Origin of the sequence: Bradyrhizobium sp. TM233, from assembly GCF_036247965.1 — a bacterium.
Classification (GTDB): Bacteria; Pseudomonadota; Alphaproteobacteria; order Rhizobiales; family Xanthobacteraceae; genus Bradyrhizobium; species Bradyrhizobium ottawaense.
Map to the genome: position 1 here is coordinate 60,366 of NZ_BTIG01000017.1, position 18,009 is coordinate 78,374.

The following is an 18,009-nucleotide window of genomic DNA, read 5'->3' on the forward strand; positions in this document are numbered from 1 at the left end:
GCGTCAACCACTTGGAGATTCGGCGTTATCGCGACGATTGACCGCAACGCCTGGGTGCGCCGCTGGGGGAATAAACAGTCTGTCATGTTTGTGCTCGACCTGATCCGGCTAGATCTTACCGGCAGCACGTTAGGGCCTCCATGGCGACCAAAATGTGATTGGTCTCACATTGAAGGCCTGCCCCGTCGCGCGCCGCGGGGCGTTTGACCTTTGCAGCGGACAATGGCTTGGTGCGCAGGATCGTCCCGGAAGGTCCACTCAGAAAAGCAAAGCAAAAAGCAGGAATCATGGGAAACGCCTACGAAATCTACGCCCTGCGCTACGCGACGATGTCGCCGCGCACCCCCAGCATGAACTTCCTTCAGCCCGATCCGCATGACAGCGCGGCGCAGGACCTCGACTATTTCGTCTGGCTGATCCGCGGGGGTGGCCGCGACATCCTGGTCGACACCGGCTTCAATGCCGAGGAGGCGAGCGCACGGGCGCGCAAGCTGACACTCAATCCGGTCGATGCGCTGGAGCGTTTTGGCGTCAAGGCATCGAGCATTCGCGACGTCATCGTGACGCATCTGCATTACGATCATGCCGGTAATCTCGACCGCTTTGCGAATGCGCGCTTCCATCTCCAGGAGCGCGAGATGGCTTATGCGACGGGGCGCTGCATGTGCAACGGCCTGCTGCGACATCCCTTCTCGGTCGAGCACGTCACCCAGATGGTGCGACATGTGTACGGCGAACGCGTCACTTTCTATTCCGGCGACGGTGAGGTCGCGCCCGGCGTCACCGTGCATCGTGTCGGCGGCCATTCCGACGGCTTGCAGGTGGTCAGGGTCGAAACCGCGCGCGGGCCCGTGGTGTTGGCGTCCGATGCCGCGCATTACTACGCCAATCTGCAGCGCAAGAGCCCGTTCCCGATCGTCTACAATGTCGGCGACATGGCGGTCGGTTGGGAGACGATCGAGCGCCTCGCCGGACATCCCGATCGTTTCATCCCCGGTCACGATCCGATCGTGACGGAGATCTATCCGCGTGCCAGCGACAAGGTCGATGCCTGGGCGCTGCATCTCGCGCCGTCGCGGTCGTTTGCGAAGTGACGATGTCGTCACCTTGGAGACAAATTTGATCACCCGCCTTCAGGTGGCGATGCGAGGCATCGGCCCACGATGCGCGATCGTGCGCGCCGATTGACGTGCTCATCCATCATTTCTAGGTTGTGTCTGACATTCACAGAGGTGTTGGGCGTGCTTTCAAAACTCAAAAATCTTGCCGCTGACGCCGTGAAAGGCGTCAGCGGGCATTTCTCGAAAGCTTCCGGGGCAATTGCCGACCTGGCCGCGAGTCTTGCCAGCCGCGCCGCGGCCGCCGCTGATCTGGGGCGCATTCTCGATATCATCGAAATGGTCCCGGGCGTCAGCTTCGAGAAGCCGGAGCTTAATGCTGACTATCTCAATACGCTGCTTGCCGCGGTGCAGATGGGCGAGCTTACGCTGGCCGTGCACTACCGCCAGCAGACCGAAGCCGGCGTGGTACGCCTGCATCCCCTCACAACCGCAGAGGCCAATGCACTAACCGGCTCGGACGATAAATTTTCCTCGATGATCCTGATCGACGGTGAGAATGACAAGCCTGCCCTCCAGATGCTGATGAACACCGAGCATCTGGCGGAAAATTATCGGTACGTTACCGCCGATACCCTGATCAACGCATTGGCGTTCCCGATCGACAATGTCAAAGGCGGTTTCATCATCGCCAGGCCGTTTCGTGCAATCGCGCGACCAATCGCAGGATGGCTGCTCAACATCATTTTCGACCAGGGTGAGAAACTGCATCGCCGTTTCCGCGGTACCCGCGCCGAAGATCAGCCCCAGCCACCGTCGTTATCAGCGGAGGAGGAAACCGGGGCGACGAGTGTCTCAATGACGTCGGAAGACAGTGACGTCCAGGCTCGAGTCTCCGATCGCGCTGTCGACTAGTCGCGGAATGTTGGCGCGTCAGCCTGCGCCCTAATACGCTTCCTTCGCGTCGGCTTCCTTGCTGGTCTGGATCAGATCGAGACTCTCCTCGATCTTGCCGAGCAGCGCCGAGAGCGCTCTTGCGGCTCAGTTCAGGCAGGCCTCGTGTCCGCTATGCTTCGGAATGCCGCTCGAAAAGAACATCGTCGGAGGTCCGAGCCGGGCCACAAGCGGACCCCCTACAATCCGCGCGTTGTAACTTTCCAGAACTCGTCCATCGCTAAGCAATGCTCTTTGGACTTTGGTCCGAGATAGCTAATCAGTGCCTTAAAATCGAATAATCTCCCGCCGTCCGCATGCTGCAATGTTTCAAGAAAGCCCGTCGACAAGGCGGCCTGTTCTTCGGCAGAGCCATTGTCTAGCACCTGCTCGCAGAGTTCAAAAACGGACCTTACCGTGTCTTTTGGCAGCTGCTCAAAATGCTCGATGAGAGCCTGTGCCAATCCGCCGCCAGCTACAGTTATTGGCACCACCTCAGGTGACCACTCCGCCTTCAGCGTAGCGAGCGACTCTCTCAATTGAGGCGCTAGATCAGCAATCCGGTCAAGATATTTACGGTCCGTAGGCATGCGCTCACACGCGCGCGATGCGCGCCGGATGCTCCGGGTTGCGGCGAATGAAGTCCTCAACATCCCGCAATCGTTCTGGCAATGGCTGCGCACCGGCGTAGTGCCAGAAGCGGAAGCCTGCTGACCAGAGGGCCTCCACCTTCAGCCATTGCTCGGCATCGGTCCGCTTCGGAGCCCTGAACGCGCGGCCCATTTCATGAAGGCAAGAACCGCAATGCGGGCAAACAGTGCTCGCATTTGCCCGAACCTTCCACGATTTTCGGCACGCGAAACAGGCATGGGCTATGAGATAGTTGCGTCCTTGCAACGATAGCTCTGGACGAGGGGGCCGAGGACGCGGATCGGCACGCGTGGCGGTCGCGCGCCGCAAATCCATTCGTCGAGCCTTTTCCAAGCCGGATGCCATATGAGGAACATTGACAGGAGAGCCCTAAGTCCGCAACGGGTCAAAATCTCCGGCTTGAGTCTCAGCCGGCGACTTCCGGTCTGCCGCCTTCTTCGGACCCGTTCAGCCTCTGAGACGGGCGGCAGATATGGTTTCAACGAGTGCCGGCAGGATCCACACAAGCAACGATATCGCGGGGAGATTTTCGAGCCGCTAGCTCCGGCGGAGAGAATATCGCCAGGTATCCTCCGTCCCCTGCGAGCTTAGATGTGGCGACCTCGCGATAGCCGACGGCAGTTAATTCGCAGCGCAAGAGCTCAATTGGCGTGCCGTGCTTCGACGTCGGAAGCTCAAGATCGACAATTCCCACCCGTGCACCCTGCTTCAAGGCGGGCGCGAGATTGTAGAGGAAGGCATAGGGTTGGGCTATCTCGTGATACATATGCGCAAGGATTGCGGCGTCCAGCGAGGAAGCGGGCAGACGCGGGTCGTGCGGTTCGCCGAGCGCGAATTGCACGTTCGTCAACTTCAGAAGTTTTGTTCGCCTGGCGAGTTCGACGAGGTAATCTCGCGTGACGTCCTGGGCAACGACAGAGCCGGCGGGTCCGACGAGGTGCGAGAGCCTGACCGTGTGGTAGCCACTGCCTGCTCCAATGTCACCGACTGTCATACCTGGTTTCAGTTCAAGAACGCGTGCGATTTGACCGGCCTCATTGAGGGCGTCGCGGCGCTCTTCGGCGGAGCGGCGCGGGCTGACGATTCGTGCGACAGGGCGCTGCGGTGAGGGAAACTCGTTTGCAGCGACTCCGGGGGGAGCCAGATAACCCATGTCAACCGCGTATGCGCGAGCTGCAGCAAAGGCCACAAGTAGCATCGCTATATACGCCACTGCCGTCACGGGCCTACCAAGCTCTCTCAACCGGACTCCCAAAAGCCGACGTCTGCGCCTCTATGAGTCCCTAATACGCCTGCTTGGCGTCGGCCTCTTTGCTGGTCTGGATCAGATCGAGACTCTCCTCGATCTTGCCGAGCAGCGCCGAGAGCTGCTTGCGCTCCTGCGCGGAGAGGCAGGCGAGGATCTCGTCCTCCCGTCGCAGCAATTGCGGGAACAGCTCCTCGTAGAGCGCGCGGCCCTTCTTCGTCAGTTGCAGGCGGAATTCGCGGCGGTCGGCTTCGTTCTCGACCCGCTCGATCATGCTCTCGCTGAGCAGCGTGGTCACCGCGCGGCTGATGGTGGATTTGTGCGTGCGGGTGCATTGCGCGATGTACTGCGCGCTACAGGCATCGTTGCGGAACCCGAGCGTGGCGATCACGCGCCAGGCCGGAATGTCGAGGCCATGCCGTTCCTGATATTCGACCGAGAGCGCGGAACTGACCTCGGCTGCGAGCCGGTTGAGGCGGAACGGCACGAACTTGAACAGATCGAGTCGGGCTTTTGGCCGCGCCGAGGCCTCATCGGCTTCGCGTGCCTTCAGTGCGATATCGCCAGATGTCCTCGCCAAGGAGCGCGCTCCGAATTCCAGTTGACGGCCGGCCGGCTCCGGTCCAAAATAGTTGCACGTGAGACTATCTAGCAGATCAGTGCTCTCCTGACCATAGCCGAGGTTCGAGTATGGCGCAGGCCAAGCCACTTCAGGTCAAGACACATCAGGTCAACACGCATCAGGCCAAAGCCCAATTCGGCTATCGCCGTCACCCCGATCAGGATCGTCCCGGTCAGAATCCGGCCGAGCATCCGGTCGTGGTTGTCGGCGCCGGCCCGGTCGGGCTGTCGCTCGCGATCGATCTTGCCCAGCGCGGTCAGCGCGTCGTCCTTCTGGATGACGCCGACCGCATCGGCGAGGGCTCCCGCGCGATCTGCTTCTCGAAGCGGTCGCTGGAATATTGGGACCGGCTCGGCGTCGGCGACCGTATGGTCGCCAAGGGCGTGGTGTGGAGCGTCGGCCGGATCTTCCACGGGGACTCCCTGCTCTACCAGTTCAACCTCCTGCCCGAGGACGGCCACAAGCGGCCCGCCTTCATCAATCTCCAGCAATATTACGCCGAAGCCTATCTGGTCGATCGTATCAGCGATCTGCCCGAGATCGACTTGCGCTGGCGCAACAAGGTGACGGCGCTGGAGCAGCGTAACGACGGCGTGGCGCTGACGATCGAGACACCCGACGGTGCCTATCGCCTGCACGCGCAACATGTGATCGCCTGCGACGGCGCGCGCTCCTCGCTGCGGCAGATGGTCGGCGCCGAGTTCGCGGGACAGGTGTTCGAGGACCAGTTCCTGATCGCCGACGTCAAGATGACCGCGGAATTCCCGACCGAGCGCTGGTTCTGGTTCGATCCGCCGTTCCATGCCGGCCGCTCCGCGCTGCTGCATCGGCAGCCCGACGACGTCTGGCGCATCGATCTTCAGCTCAATCGCTACGCCGATCCCGTGGTCGAGAAGAAGCCCGAGAATGTGCGGCCGCGGATCGCGCGCATGCTCGGCCACGACAAGTTCGAGTTCGAGTGGATCTCGCTCTACAAATTCCAGTGCCGGCGGATGGACCGCTTCATCCATGGCCGGGTGATTTTCGCCGGCGATTCCGCGCATCAGGTTTCGCCGTTCGGTGCCCGCGGCGCCAATTCCGGGCTCGAGGACGCCGAAAATCTCTCCTGGAAGCTCGACCGCGTGCTGCGCGGCACTTCGCCCGCAAGCCTGCTCGAGAGCTATCATGTCGAGCGCAGCTTGGCGGCCGACGAGAACATCCGCGAATCCACCCGCTCGACCGATTTCATGGCGCCGAACTCGCATCAGGAAGCGCGGCTGCGCAAGGCGGTGCTGTCGCTCGCCAAGGAAACCGAGTTCGGCAAGCGCATGGTCAATGGCGGCCGGCTCTCGGTGCCGTGCAGCTACGATTCCCCGCTGTCATCGCCGGATGCAGATGCCTGGCGCGGCGGACCATCTCCCGGCTGCTCCATGCTCGACGCACCAATCGCCGAGCAGGCCTATCTGACGGACGCCTTCCGCAAGGGTGGAACGGACTTCACCCTGCTGTCGTTCAGCAATGGCACGGCGATCGATGTGCCCGACGGGGTCAAGGATGTTCGCATCGGTGGCGAGGGCGGACTTGCCGATCCCTCGGGCCTCGTCGCAAAGCGCTATGACGCCGCGCCGGGCGCTGCCTATCTGCTCAGGCCCGACGGCTATGTCGCCGCGCGCTTCCGCCATCCGACGCGCGCCGCGATCGCGGCGGCGTTGTCGCAGGCTCAAGGTCTCAATTGAGGTTTCGCATGCCGTTGTCCACCAGCTCCAACTTTGCGCGGCCGGACGATGCCTTTCGCGCCATCGTCGAAGCGCATCGCGGGCTCACGGAGGAGCAGAGCGCCGATTTCGATGCGGCGCTGGTGCTGATCCTCGCCAATCATATCGGCGAGATCGATGTGCTGCGTGAGGCGATCGAGCTTGCCAAGCGCCGCATGATCGACGGTCAGCAGCAGCAACAGCAACAACAATAACCCAAAAGACTCAAAGGACGAATTGATGGCGAAGAACTTCGCATCCACCGGCGATCTCGCCGAGAAGACAATCACCTTCTCCGAGATCGGCACCGATCTCTATGCCTTCACCGCCGAGGGCGATCCGAACACGGCCGTGATCGTCGGCGACGACGGCTGCCTGGTGTTCGACGCGCAGGCGACGCCGGCGATGGCGAACAAGGTGATCGAGCGCGTCAAGACTGTCACCGACAAGCCGATCAAATATGTCGTGCTGTCGCACTATCACGCCGTGCGCGTGCTCGGCGCCTCCGCCTACAAGGCGCAAGGCATCGTTGCCTCGCAGGAGACCTATCGTCTGATCGAGGAGCGCGGCAAGCAGGATTGGGATTCCGAATACGGCCGCTTCCCGCGGCTGTTCCAGGATGCGCAAAGCATCCCAGGCCTGACCTGGCCGACGCTGACCTTCGAAGGCGAGATGTCCATTTTTCTCGGCAAGCGCGAGGTGCGACTGATGCAGTTAGGGGCCGGCCACACCTCCGGCGACATCGTCGCCTGGGTGCCCGATGCCGAAGTGATGTTCTCCGGCGATCTCATCGAATATCACTCGGCCTGCTATTGTGGCGATGCGCATCTGCGCGAATGGCCGATGACGCTGAACGAGATCCGCAACTTCAATCCCAAGGCGATCGCGCCGGGCCGCGGCGATGCGCTGAAGGGTGCGGCCACGGTGCGCGAGGCGATTGCGATGACGCGCGACTTCGTCACCTCGCTCTATGGCGCGGCCGAAATCTCGGTCGCCAAGGGGCGCACGCTGAAGGAATCGATGGCTGCGACGCGCGAAGTGATGGACCCGAAATTCCACAGTTTCGCGATCTACGAGCACTGCCTGCCGTTCAACGTGTCGCGCGCTTATGACGAGGCGTCGGGAATCGACGATCCCGTGATCTGGACCGACAAGCGCGACCAGGACATGTGGGCGGCCCTGCAAGGAGGAGGATAGTCATGAACATCAACACCTCGCCCGATCAGATCGTCCGCAGCACGGCGCAGGTCACCCCGGGCTACATGTCCGGCTTCGGCAACAGTTTTGAGACCGAGGCGCTGCCGGGCGCGTTGCCGATCGGGCGCAACTCGCCGCAGCGCTGCGCCTACGGGCTCTACGCCGAGCAGCTCTCCGGCTCGCCCTTCACCGCGCCGCGCGGCACCAATGAGCGTTCCTGGCTCTATCGCATCCGCCCCTCGGTGAAGCATTCCGGCCGCTTCGAGAAACTCGATGCCGGCCTGTGGCGTTCGGCGCCGTGTCACGAATACGATCTGCCGATCGCGCAGATGCGCTGGGACCCGACGCCGCTCCCGAAGGACGATGTGACTTTCGTTCAGGGCGTGCAGACCATGACGACGGCGGGTGACGTCAACACGCAGGCCGGCATGGCCGCGCATGTCTACCTCATCACCAAATCGATGGTGGATCAGCATTTCTACAATGCCGACGGCGAGCTGATGTTCGTGCTGCAGCAGGGCAATCTTCGCCTCGTCACCGAGTTCGGCCGCATCGACGCCGAGCCTGGCGAGATCGTGTTGATCCCGCGCGGCGTCAAGTTCCGTGTCGAGATTCCCAACGGACCGGCACGCGGCTATCTCTGCGAGAATTACGGCGGTGCCTTCACGCTGCCGGAGCGCGGGCCGATCGGCGCCAACTGCCTCGCCAACGCGCGCGATTTCCTGACGCCGGTGGCGCATTACGAGGATAAGGACACGCCGACCGAGCTGTTCGTGAAATGGGGCGGCTCGCTGTTCAAGACGACCTTGCCGCATTCGCCGATCGACGTCGTCGCCTGGCACGGCAACTACGCGCCCTACAAATACGATTTGCGCACCTTCTCTCCCGTAGGTGCGATCGGCTTCGATCATCCCGATCCCTCGATCTTCACGGTTCTGACCTCGCCGTCGGAGACCACGGGCACCGCGAATATCGACTTCGTCATCTTCCCCGAGCGCTGGATGGTCGCCGACAACACCTTCCGGCCGCCCTGGTATCACATGAACATCATGAGCGAGTTCATGGGCCTGATCTACGGCGTCTACGATGCCAAGCCGCAAGGCTTCGTCCCCGGCGGCATGAGCCTGCACAATTGCATGCTGCCGCACGGCCCCGATCGTGACGCCTTCGAGCATGCCAGCAACGGCGAATTGAAGCCGGTGAAGCTGACGGGCACCATGGCCTTCATGTTCGAGACCCGCTACCCGCAGCGCGTCACCGCGCATGCCGCGAACGCGTCCACGCTGCAGGACGATTACGCGGATTGCTGGAAGGGCCTGGAGAAGCGGTTCGATCCGAGCAAACCGTAGTCCTTTCGTCATTGCGGGATGCGCCGAAGGCGCAGGCCCGGAATCCATAACCACGATCGTGAGTATGGATTCTCAGATGCGCAATTGCGCATCTTAGCTCGCGCTCCGCGCGCCCCGGAATGACAGCGGAAAAACCGTCAACAACTCCGGCAGGAAACCCATGCCCCATCCCAACGACCCCAGCCTCCGCTCCTTCATCGAGATTGATCCTTCCTCCGACTTCCCGATTCAGAACCTGCCCTATGGCGTGTTCTCGACCGCGGCCAATCCGACGCCGCGCGTCGGCGTTGCGATCGGCGATTACGTGCTCGATCTCTGGGAGCTCGAGCAGGATTGCCGGCTCGAGGTCGGCCCGCTCGGCGTATTCTCCGGGGCCTCGCTCAATCCGTTCATGACGCTGGGTCCGAAGGTCTGGACGAAGACGCGGGCACGGGTCAGCGAGCTTTTGCGCGCGGATCATCCGGAGCTGCGCGACAACGAGGAGCTGCGCAAGCGCGCGCTGGTGCCGATGCGCGATGCGAGATTGCATCTGCCCTTCACCGTCTCCGGCTACACCGATTTTTACTCGTCCAAGGAGCACGCCACCAATGTCGGCGTGATGTTCCGCGGCAAGGACAATGCGCTGCAGCCGAACTGGCTGCATATGCCGATCGCCTATAACGGCCGCGCCTCCACGGTCGTGGTCTCCGGCACCCAGGTGAAACGGCCGCGCGGGCAGCTGAAGCCGCCGAATGTGGAGGTGCCGAGCTTCGGGCCATGCAAGCGGCTCGATTTCGAGCTGGAGATGGGTGTTGTCGTCGGCCAGCCCTCGCCGATGGGTGGCATGCTGACGGAGAGCCAGGCCGAGGAGATGATCTTCGGCTTCGTGCTGCTCAACGACTGGAGCGCGCGCGACATCCAGCAATGGGAATACGTGCCGCTCGGCCCGTTCCTCGCCAAAGCGTTCGCGACCTCGATCAGCCCATGGGTGGTGACGCGCGAGGCGCTGGAGCCGTTCCGCCTGAAGGGACCGGAGCAGGAGCCGGTGCCGCTCGACTATCTCAGGCAGGGCAAGCCGCAGAATTACGATGTCGACCTCGACGTCTCCTTGCGCGCCGCCGGCGCCAACGCGCCCGCCAGCATCAGCCGCACCAATTTCAAGTACATGTACTGGTCCTCGGTGCAGCAGCTGATGCACCACGCTTCCTCCGGCTGCGCCATGAATGTCGGCGATCTCCTCGGCAGCGGCACCATCTCCGGTCCAGAAAAGAACCAGCGCGGCAGCTTGCTCGAGATCAGCTGGAACGGCACCGAGCCGGTCGAGCTCCCCGGCGGCGCCAGGCGCTCGTTCCTCGAGGATGGCGATAGCCTCGTCATGCGCGGCTGGTGCCAGGGCAGCGGCTATCGTGTGGGCTTCGGCGAGGTCGAGGGGACGATTTTGGCGGCGGAGTAGCCGCGCGCTCCTGTCTTGTAGGGTGGGTTAGCGTCAGCGTAACCCACCTCTTCAGTGTCCGCGGTCGCAGACGTGGTGGGTTACGCTGCGCTAACCCACCCTAAGCATCAACGCCGTGGAGAGACCTACCGCCTCTCCGGCGGCACGTCGCGCACCCGCGCGCAATGCGCCGCGACGTCCTCGACGCTGTATTTCAGATGCACCCGCTTGTCCGACGGCGCCTGCCTGCTCGTGCACACGCCCGCGCGCCATTCCTGCGTCGGCCTGATCGGGCGCGGCGCAAAGCCGCCGCCGCAGTTCGGGCAGACGTTGGACAGCTTGGTCTCGACGCAGTCCACGCAGAACGTGCATTCATAGGAGCAGATCCGCGCGTTCGTGGCATCCGGCGGCAGATCGCAATCGCAATATTCGCAGTTCGGTCGAAGCTGGAGGGCCATGGCTGAATCTCCGGATTGGCTGGGATCATCGCAGACCGCGCGTGGAGCGCGAATGACGTAGTTCCCTCGATTTCAGCCGCTCTTGATCTCCTTGAGCGGCAGCCGCGAACTCTCCTTCAGCCTGTCCAGCACGATCGAGGAGCGCACATGCGCTACGCTCTGATGCGGCATCAAGACGTCGTTGACGAGGTTGGAGAGGCCCTTGAGATCGCGCAGCACCGCCTTGAGCACGTAGTCGGCATCACCGGTGAGCGAATAGGCCTCCTGGATCTCGTCGATCCGGTTCACCAGCGCGCGAAACCGCTTGGAATTGTCCGGCGAATGGGTCGCAAGCCCCACCTGGATGAAGGCGATCACGCCGAAGCCGAGCGCCTCGCTGGAGAGATCGGCGTGATAGCCCGCGATCACCTTCTCCTCCTCCAGCCGCATCCGCCGCCGCGAGCATTGCGAGGCCGAAAGTCCCGCGAGGTCGGCCAGCTCCTGGTTGGTGAGGCGGCCGTCGTCCTGGAGTGCGCCCAGGATCTTGAGGTCAAAAGCGTCAACCTGAATCATGTGTGTTTTGTCCATTCCATGCACAGATCATGCATAGGATAGTCAAATACCGTCCCGTTTGCACGCTTCTTGCGCGTCTCATGAAGGATAATTCCTTCCCAGCAGCCATTTGGGAGAGCACCATGGGTCCGTTTCCGCACGATGCACCGCCGGCCACGATCACCGCCGACAATCCGATGGGCACCGACGGGTTCGAGTTCGTCGAATATGCGCATCCCAATCCGGAAGAGCTGCACGCGCTGTTCAAGCTGATGGGCTATGCGCCCGTCGCGCGCCACAAGACCAAGACAATCACGGTCTACCGCCAGGGCGACATCAACTATCTCGTCAACGAGGAGCCCGGCACGCATGGCTACGAGTTCGTCGCCGCGCACGGCCCGTGTGCGCCGTCGATGGCGTTCCGCGTCGTCGATGCGAAGGCGGCCTATGACCGCGCGATTTCGCTCGGTGCGGAGCCTGCCGATGTGTCATCCGCGCAGAAGACGCTCGATGTGCCCGCGATCAAGGGCATCGGTGGCAGCCTGCTGTATCTCGTCGATCGCTACGGTGCCAAGGGCTCGGCCTATGAGGCCGAGTTCGAATGGCTCGGCGCACGCGATCCGCGGCCAGCCGGCGCCGGCCTGTTCTATCTCGACCACCTCACCCACAACGTCCACCGCGGCCGCATGGATGTCTGGGCCGGCTTCTACGAAAAGCTGTTCAGCTTTCGCCAGATCCGCTTCTTCGACATCGAGGGCCGCGCTTCCGGCCTGTTCTCGCGCGCACTGACCAGCCCGGACGGCAAGATCCGGATTCCGATCAATGAGGACGCCGGCGATTCCGGACAGATCGAGGAATATCTGAAGACCTATCGCGGCGAGGGCATCCAGCACATCGCCTGCGGCTGCCGCGACATCTACCGCACCATCGAAGGCCTGCGCGACGCCGGCCTGCGCTTCATGCCGTCGCCGCCCGAGACTTATTTCGAGAAGGTCGACACGCGCCTGCCTGAGCATGGCGAGGATCTCGCGCGGCTCCGGAAGAACGGCATCCTGATCGACGGCGAAGGCGTGGTCGAGGGCGGCCAGACCAAGGTGCTGCTCCAGATCTTCTCGGCCAACGCGATCGGTCCGATCTTCTTCGAGTTCATCCAGCGCAAGGGCGACGACGGATTCGGCGAGGGCAATTTCAAGGCCCTGTTCGAATCGATCGAGGAGGATCAGATCCGGCGCGGGGTGCTGAAGGTGGAGACGGCGGCGTAAGCGTTGCGCGTGAGACGCCTGCCGCCACATCATCGGTGTCGTCCCGGACAAGCGTAAGCGCAGATCCGGGATCCATACCCCCCAGGGTCGCGTTGTAGAGCGAGCGCCAACCCCGAGTCTTCGCCAAACACAATCCTGTGGTTATGGATCCCGGATCTGCGCGCGCTTGTGGCGCGCTTGTCCGGGACGACGGCGGAGGTTGACGCGACAGCAGAGAGTCTAACGCCCCGCCCACGCCTTCGTCACCGCCCCGATCTCCGCTCCCTCCGGCTCGCGCACCGTCGAGGGCGTGCGCGAGAATCTTGGCGCGGGTGCCGGCTGCTTCACGCCGTGGCGCTCGATGAAGACCTCGCGCGCGACCATGTGCGGGTGCTTGGTCGCTTCCGACATGGTCAGCACCGGCGCGAAGCAGATGTCGGTGCCTTCCATGATCTTGCACCAGTCCTCGCGCGTCTTGCTCTTGAACACGGCCTTGAGCTTCTCCTTCAGCGCCGGCCAGGCCTTGGGGTTCATCTGCGCGTCGAAATCGGCATCGGCGAGGCCCGCGTGCTCGCGCAGCAGCGCGTAGAACTGCGGCTCGATCGAGCCGATCGAAACGAAGTGGCCGCAGGCGCATTCATAGACGCCGTAGAAATGCGCGCCGCCGTCGAGGAAGTTCTGGTTGCGCCCCTCGGTCCAGCGTCCCATCGTCGTCATGTCGAAGAAGAACGACATCAGCGATGCCGCCCCGTCGCACATCGCGGCATCGACGACCTGGCCCTTGCCGGACCGCTGCGCCTCCAGCAGCGCTGCAAGCACGCCGACGACGAGATAGAGCGCGCCGCCGCCGAAATCGCCGACGAGATTGAGCGGCGGCACCGGTGCTTCCTTCGTGCCGATGGCGGCGAGCGCACCGGTGATGGAGATGTAATTGATGTCGTGGCCCGCGGCATTGGCGAGCGGGCCTTCCTGGCCCCAGCCGGTCATGCGGCCATAGACCAGTTTGGGGTTGCGCGCGAGCACGACGTCCGGCCCGAGGCCGAGCCGCTCCATCACGCCGGGACGAAAACCCTCGACCAGCGCATCGGCGCTGGCCAAGAGGTCGAGCACCTCAGCGATCGCGGCCTTGTCCTTGAGGTCGAGCTCGATCACCTTGCGGCCGCGCCCCGCCACCGACTTCATGCTCTTCTTCGCGCCGACCCGGTCGAGCGTGACGACGTCGGCGCCCATGTCGGCCAGCATCATGCAGGCGAACGGACCGGGTCCGATGCCGGCGAATTCGACGATGCGAAAGCCCGAGAGCGGGCCGGAGCTGCGGACGGAGGAGCCTTCTGATTTTTCGTTGGCTGATTTGTCGAGCACGTTGTTGTTTCCTCGGGTCGCGGGCGAATGCCGGTGGTTCGGCAATCGCCGCTGACATTCTTCTTTGGAGCGAGTTAATCGGCTGATTAACTTTTCCCGCCTTCATGCCAGCGAGGCAAGCGCTTTTGATGCCGCACGGCCAAAATAAAACGGCGCGCACCGAAGTGCGCGCCGCGGAAAATTTGTGTCGAGACGCTGGCGACGAGATCAGCTTGCCGCAGCCACCGCGCGCTGCGCCATCACCTTGACGAGATTGGCTCGGTATTCGGCCGTGCCGTGGATATCGGCCAGCAATCCATTCGCCGAAATGCTGACGCCGTCGATCGCCGCCGGCGACCAGTTCGCTTTCAGCGCGGCCTCGATCGCGGGCACCCGCATCACGCCACTCTGTGAGGCGCCGGTCGCGGCGACCCGGACCTCGCCCGATTTGGTCTGCGCGACGAACACGCCGGTTAGCGCAAAGCGCGAGGCCGGATGCCGCATCTTCTCGTAGCCGGCCTTTGCCGGCACCGGGAACGACACGGCGGTGATGATCTCGCCGTCTTCGAGTGCCGTGGTGAACAGGCCCTGGAAGAAGTCCTCGGCCGAGATCGACCGCTTGTTGGTCTTCACGGTGGCGCCAAGGGCCAACAAAGCGGCCGGGAAATCCGCGGCCGGATCGTTGTTGGCGATCGAGCCGCCGATCGTGCCGCGGTAACGCACGGCGGGGTCGCCGAGCACCGAGGTGAGATAGGCGATCGCGGGAATCGCCTTCTTCACATCGGCATTGGTCATGATGTCGTAATAGATCGTGGCGGCCTTGATGGTCAGCGTGTCGCCCGACAATTCGACGCCCTGCAGCTCCTTGATCTTGCCGAGGTCGATCACGTCGGAGGGGCTTGCGAGGCGCTGCTTCATCACCGGCAGCAGCGTCTGGCCGCCGGCAAGGAACTTCGACTCGCTGCCCTTGGCGAACAGGCTGACGGCCTCGTCGACCGAGGAAGCGCGATGATAGGTGGTCTGGTACATCTTCGTTCCTCCCTCTTAAGCCGCGTGGATCGTGCGCCACACCCGGTCAGGGGTTGCGGGCATTTCCAGGTTGTTCTTGCCGATCGCATCCGTGATCGCGTTGATCACGGCTGCAGAGGCGCCGATCGCGCCGGCCTCACCGCAACCCTTGATGCCGAGCGGATTGCCCGGGCACAGCGTCGTGGTGTGGGAGAGGTTGAAGGAGGGTACGTCGTCGGCGCGCGGCATGGCGTAGTCCATGAACGAGGCCGTGACCGGCTGGCCGTTGGCATCGTAGATCGCATGCTCGAGCAGCGCCTGTCCGATGCCTTGAACAAGGCCGCCATGGACCTGGCCCTCGACGATCATCGGATTGATCAGCCGGCCGAAATCATCGGCCGCGACGAAGTTGACGAAGGAGGTCTTGCCGGTGCCGGAATCGACCTCGAGCTCGCAGATATAGGTGCCGGCCGGGAAGGTGAAGTTGGTGGGGTCGTAGAAGGCGCTTTCCTTCAGACCCGGCTCCATCCCGTCAGGCAGATTGTGCGCGGTATAGGCCGCGAGCGCGACCATCGGCAGGGCAATCGCCTTGTCGGTGCCGGTCACCTTGAACTCGCCGTTCTCGATGACGATGTCGGCTTCGGAAGCTTCCAGCGCGTGCGCCGCAATCTTCTTGGCCTTCGATTCCATCTTCTCCATCGCCTTCAGGATCGCGGTGAGGCCGACGGCCGCCGAGCGCGAGCCGTAGGTGCCCATGCCGAACTGCACCTTGTCGGTGTCGCCATGGACGATCGAGACCTGGCTGATGGGAACGCCGAGGCGCTCCGCGACGAGCTGGCAGAACGTGGTCTCGTGACCCTGGCCGTGGCTGTGCGAGCCCGTCAGGATCTCGATGGTGCCGACCGGGTTGACGCGCACCTCGGCCGATTCCCAAAGACCGACGCCGGCGCCGAGGCTGCCGACCGCCTTCGACGGCGCGATGCCGCAGGCCTCGATGTAGCAGGACACGCCGATGCCGCGCAGCTTGCCGTCGGCTTTCGCCTTGGCCTTGCGGGCGGGGAAGCCGGCATAGTCGATCGCCTTCATCGCAGCGTCGAGCGAGGCGTTAAAGTCGCCGGTGTCGTAGGCCATGATCACGGGCGTCTGATGCGGGAACTGGGTGATGAAGTTGGTCCGGCGCAGCGCGGCCGGATCGACCTTCAACTGCCGCGCCGCCGTCTCCATCAGCCGTTCGATCAGATAGCTCGCCTCGGGGCGGCCCGCGCCGCGATAGGCGTCGACCGGCGTGGTGTTGGTGTAGACCCCGATCACCTCGGCGTGGATCGCCGGGATGTTGTACTGGCCCGACAGCAGCGTCGCGTAGAGATAGGTCGGCACCGACGACGAGAACAGCGACATGTAGGCGCCGAAATTGGCGTAGGTCTTCACCTTGAGGCCGGTGATCTTGTTGCTGGCGTCGAACGCCAGCTCGGCATGGGTGACGTGGTCACGGCCATGCGCGTCGGTGAGGAAGGCCTCGGTCCGGTCGCCGGTCCATTTCACGGGACGGCCGATCTTCTTGGAGGCCCACAGTGCCACCATCTCTTCGGGATAGATGAAGATCTTGGAGCCGAAGCCGCCGCCGACGTCGGGCGCGATCACGCGCAGCTTGTGCTCCGGCGCGATGTTGTAGAAGGCCGACAGCACGAGGCGGGCGACGTGCGGGTTCTGCGAGGTCGTGTAGAGCGTGAAATGCTCCTCCGCCGCGTCGTAATCGGCGATCGCCGCGCGCGGTTCCATCGCATTCGGGGCGAGGCGGTTGTTGGTGACGTCGAGCTTCACGACGTTGGCCGCCTTGGCGAAGGCGGCATCGGTGGCACCCTCGTCGCCGATCACCCAGTCATAGACCTGGTTGCCGGGGGCCTCGGGATGAAGCTGCGGCGCGCCTGATTTGATCGCGGCGTGGACGTCGGCGACCGCGGGAAGCTCCTCGTAATCCACGACGACGGCCTCGGCCGCATCGCGCGCCAGATTCTTGCTCTCGGCAATCACGACCGCGACGGCCTGACCGACGAAGCGCACGGTCTCCGGCGCCATCGCCGGCCATGCGCCCATCTTCATCGGGCTGCCGTCCTTGGAGGTGATGGCCCAGCCGCAAATGAGGTTGCCGACCTTGTCGTCGACAATCTGCTGGCCCGTGAGCACGGCGACCACGCCCGGCATCTTCAGCGCGGCGGAGGAATCGATCCCCTTCACCTTGGCGTGCGCGTGCGGGCTGCGGATGAAGTGGGCATGGGTCATGCCCAGCAGCTTGATGTCGTCGACGTAGCGGCCCTTGCCGGTAATGAAACGCTTGTCTTCCTTGCGCACGACTCGCGCGCCGATGCCTTCTACACCCATGTCTGGTCCTCCCGACCGGAAATTTCTTTGACCGCGCTTTCCCTCGAAAGCTGCAGCCGTGGTTCTTTTCGAGGCGAGCCGCTCTACTCGGCCGCCTGCGAGACCTTCATGCGTCCGGCTGCATCCAGCACGGCTTTGACGATGTTGTGGTAGCCGGTGCAGCGGCAGATATTGCCTTCCAGCTCGGTGCGAACGGTGGCCTCGTCGAGCTGGCCGCCATGACGATGCACGATGTCGATCGCCGACATGATCATGCCCGGCGTGCAATAGCCGCATTGCAGGCCGTGATTGTCGCGGAAGGCGGCCTGCATCGGGTGCAGCTCGTCGCCCTTGGCGATGCCTTCGATGGTGGTGATGCTGGCGCCGTCGGCCTGGCCCGCCAGCATGGTGCAGGATTTCACCGCGCGGCCGTCCATGTGCACGACGCAGGCGCCGCACTGGCTGGTGTCGCAGCCGACATGGGTCCCCGTGAGGTTGAGGTGATCGCGCAGCAGCTGGACCAGCAGCGTGCGGTCCTCGACGTCGACAGCAACGGCCTTGCCGTTCACTGTCAGTTTGACTGTAGACACGATGTCGTCCTCCCAGAATGTTTGTAGTTATTCCAATTAGAAACAGCGCAATGAAACTTTGCAACTGGGATTTTGGGTCGCCGGGCGTCACGAAACGGTCGTCGAGGCGCCGCGATCAGACAACAGCGATCCGTGCCGCCGCCAGCGCATGGCGCGACCTGTCCGAAACCTGCAAGGAGATGGTCTCTCGTTTTCCGCAGCGTCCACCTCTGGCATCGCGCGAAGGCTGCTCGCCCCGCGGATGTCGGTCCTGGCGCCGCCGATTGTCTCTCCCTTGGGATT

At 63.3% G+C, this 18,009-nt stretch carries 18 protein-coding genes and 1 pseudogene; 8 read left to right on the top strand and 11 right to left on the bottom strand.

The window, feature by feature from the left end; translation table 11 throughout:
• Positions 1 to 287 precede the first annotated feature (287 nt).
• Positions 288 to 1,094: an N-acyl homoserine lactonase family protein gene (locus AABA86_RS26700; RefSeq protein ID WP_212253084.1), complete on the top strand. Its 807-nt coding sequence runs from the start codon at positions 288 to 290 to the stop codon at positions 1,092 to 1,094.
• A gap of 147 nt (positions 1,095 to 1,241) precedes the next feature.
• Positions 1,242 to 1,973, top strand: coding sequence for a hypothetical protein (locus AABA86_RS26705; protein WP_338308971.1), 732 nt, complete (start codon positions 1,242 to 1,244; stop codon positions 1,971 to 1,973).
• A gap of 30 nt (positions 1,974 to 2,003) precedes the next feature.
• On the opposite strand, the pseudogene AABA86_RS26710 reads toward AABA86_RS26705, so the two are convergent.
• The 5 genes and pseudogenes from AABA86_RS26710 to AABA86_RS26730 form a co-directional block, all read right to left on the bottom strand.
• A pseudogene (locus AABA86_RS26710) lies at positions 2,004 to 2,093 on the bottom strand (MarR family winged helix-turn-helix transcriptional regulator); the annotation flags it as partial.
• Between the two features lie 98 nt (positions 2,094 to 2,191).
• Positions 2,192 to 2,581, bottom strand: coding sequence for a DUF7674 family protein (locus AABA86_RS26715; RefSeq protein ID WP_338308972.1), 390 nt, complete (start codon positions 2,579 to 2,581; stop codon positions 2,192 to 2,194).
• A gap of 4 nt (positions 2,582 to 2,585) precedes the next feature.
• Entirely contained in the window at positions 2,586 to 2,888 is a 303-nt protein-coding gene (locus AABA86_RS26720; RefSeq protein ID WP_152102084.1) for a hypothetical protein, read from the bottom strand.
• A 232-nt stretch (positions 2,889 to 3,120) separates the two neighbouring features.
• The gene (locus AABA86_RS26725) at positions 3,121 to 3,840 is read right to left on the bottom strand and encodes a class I SAM-dependent methyltransferase (protein WP_038973104.1); all 720 of its coding nucleotides are present in this window, start codon (positions 3,838 to 3,840) and stop codon (positions 3,121 to 3,123) included.
• Between the two features lie 85 nt (positions 3,841 to 3,925).
• On the bottom strand, positions 3,926 to 4,468 hold the full coding sequence (locus tag AABA86_RS26730) for a MarR family winged helix-turn-helix transcriptional regulator (RefSeq protein WP_212253093.1): 543 nt from the start codon (positions 4,466 to 4,468) through the stop codon (positions 3,926 to 3,928).
• Between the two features lie 110 nt (positions 4,469 to 4,578).
• Here AABA86_RS26730 and AABA86_RS26735 point away from each other — a divergent pair, with 110 nt between their 5' ends.
• The 5 genes from AABA86_RS26735 (at position 4,579) to fahA (ending at position 10,221) form a co-directional block, all read left to right on the top strand.
• Entirely contained in the window at positions 4,579 to 6,225 is a 1,647-nt protein-coding gene (locus tag AABA86_RS26735) for an FAD-dependent oxidoreductase (protein ID WP_338308973.1), read from the top strand.
• Between the two features lie 8 nt (positions 6,226 to 6,233).
• Entirely contained in the window at positions 6,234 to 6,458 is a 225-nt protein-coding gene (locus tag AABA86_RS26740) for a DUF2783 domain-containing protein (protein WP_028143901.1), read from the top strand.
• Positions 6,459 to 6,483: 25 nt separating this feature from the next.
• Positions 6,484 to 7,440 carry an MBL fold metallo-hydrolase gene (locus tag AABA86_RS26745; RefSeq protein WP_212253103.1) on the top strand — a complete coding sequence of 319 codons (957 nt, stop codon included), beginning with the start codon at positions 6,484 to 6,486 and terminating at the stop codon, positions 7,438 to 7,440.
• A gap of 2 nt (positions 7,441 to 7,442) precedes the next feature.
• Entirely contained in the window at positions 7,443 to 8,789 is a 1,347-nt protein-coding gene (hmgA, locus tag AABA86_RS26750; RefSeq protein WP_212253105.1) for a homogentisate 1,2-dioxygenase, read from the top strand.
• A 160-nt stretch (positions 8,790 to 8,949) separates the two neighbouring features.
• Positions 8,950 to 10,221 carry a fumarylacetoacetase gene (gene fahA / locus AABA86_RS26755; protein ID WP_338308974.1) on the top strand — a complete coding sequence of 424 codons (1,272 nt, stop codon included), beginning with the start codon at positions 8,950 to 8,952 and terminating at the stop codon, positions 10,219 to 10,221.
• A 125-nt stretch (positions 10,222 to 10,346) separates the two neighbouring features.
• On the opposite strand, the gene AABA86_RS26760 is transcribed toward fahA, so the two are convergent.
• Both AABA86_RS26760 and AABA86_RS26765 read right to left on the bottom strand, forming a co-directional pair.
• The gene (locus tag AABA86_RS26760) at positions 10,347 to 10,658 is read right to left on the bottom strand and encodes a DUF1272 domain-containing protein (RefSeq protein WP_338308975.1); all 312 of its coding nucleotides are present in this window, start codon (positions 10,656 to 10,658) and stop codon (positions 10,347 to 10,349) included.
• A 72-nt stretch (positions 10,659 to 10,730) separates the two neighbouring features.
• Entirely contained in the window at positions 10,731 to 11,210 is a 480-nt protein-coding gene (locus AABA86_RS26765; protein ID WP_338308976.1) for an Lrp/AsnC family transcriptional regulator, read from the bottom strand.
• A gap of 122 nt (positions 11,211 to 11,332) precedes the next feature.
• Between AABA86_RS26765 and hppD the strand changes: the two genes are divergently transcribed.
• Positions 11,333 to 12,451: a 4-hydroxyphenylpyruvate dioxygenase gene (hppD, locus tag AABA86_RS26770; RefSeq protein ID WP_338308977.1), complete on the top strand. Its 1,119-nt coding sequence runs from the start codon at positions 11,333 to 11,335 to the stop codon at positions 12,449 to 12,451.
• A gap of 219 nt (positions 12,452 to 12,670) precedes the next feature.
• On the opposite strand, the gene AABA86_RS26775 is transcribed toward hppD, so the two are convergent.
• The 4 genes from AABA86_RS26775 to AABA86_RS26790 all read right to left on the bottom strand — a co-directional run bounded on the left by AABA86_RS26775 (position 12,671) and on the right by AABA86_RS26790 (position 17,727).
• Complete coding sequence (locus AABA86_RS26775) at positions 12,671 to 13,792, bottom strand: CaiB/BaiF CoA transferase family protein (protein ID WP_338308978.1); 1,122 nt, start codon at positions 13,790 to 13,792, stop codon at positions 12,671 to 12,673.
• Between the two features lie 207 nt (positions 13,793 to 13,999).
• Positions 14,000 to 14,800 (bottom strand): FAD binding domain-containing protein, encoded by an 801-nt coding sequence (locus tag AABA86_RS26780; RefSeq protein WP_338308979.1) that lies wholly within the window; start codon positions 14,798 to 14,800, stop codon positions 14,000 to 14,002.
• Positions 14,801 to 14,815: 15 nt separating this feature from the next.
• The gene (locus AABA86_RS26785) at positions 14,816 to 17,158 is read right to left on the bottom strand and encodes a xanthine dehydrogenase family protein molybdopterin-binding subunit (RefSeq protein WP_338308980.1); all 2,343 of its coding nucleotides are present in this window, start codon (positions 17,156 to 17,158) and stop codon (positions 14,816 to 14,818) included.
• Positions 17,159 to 17,241: 83 nt separating this feature from the next.
• Entirely contained in the window at positions 17,242 to 17,727 is a 486-nt protein-coding gene (locus tag AABA86_RS26790) for a (2Fe-2S)-binding protein (RefSeq protein ID WP_018321562.1), read from the bottom strand.
• Positions 17,728 to 18,009 lie beyond the last annotated feature (282 nt).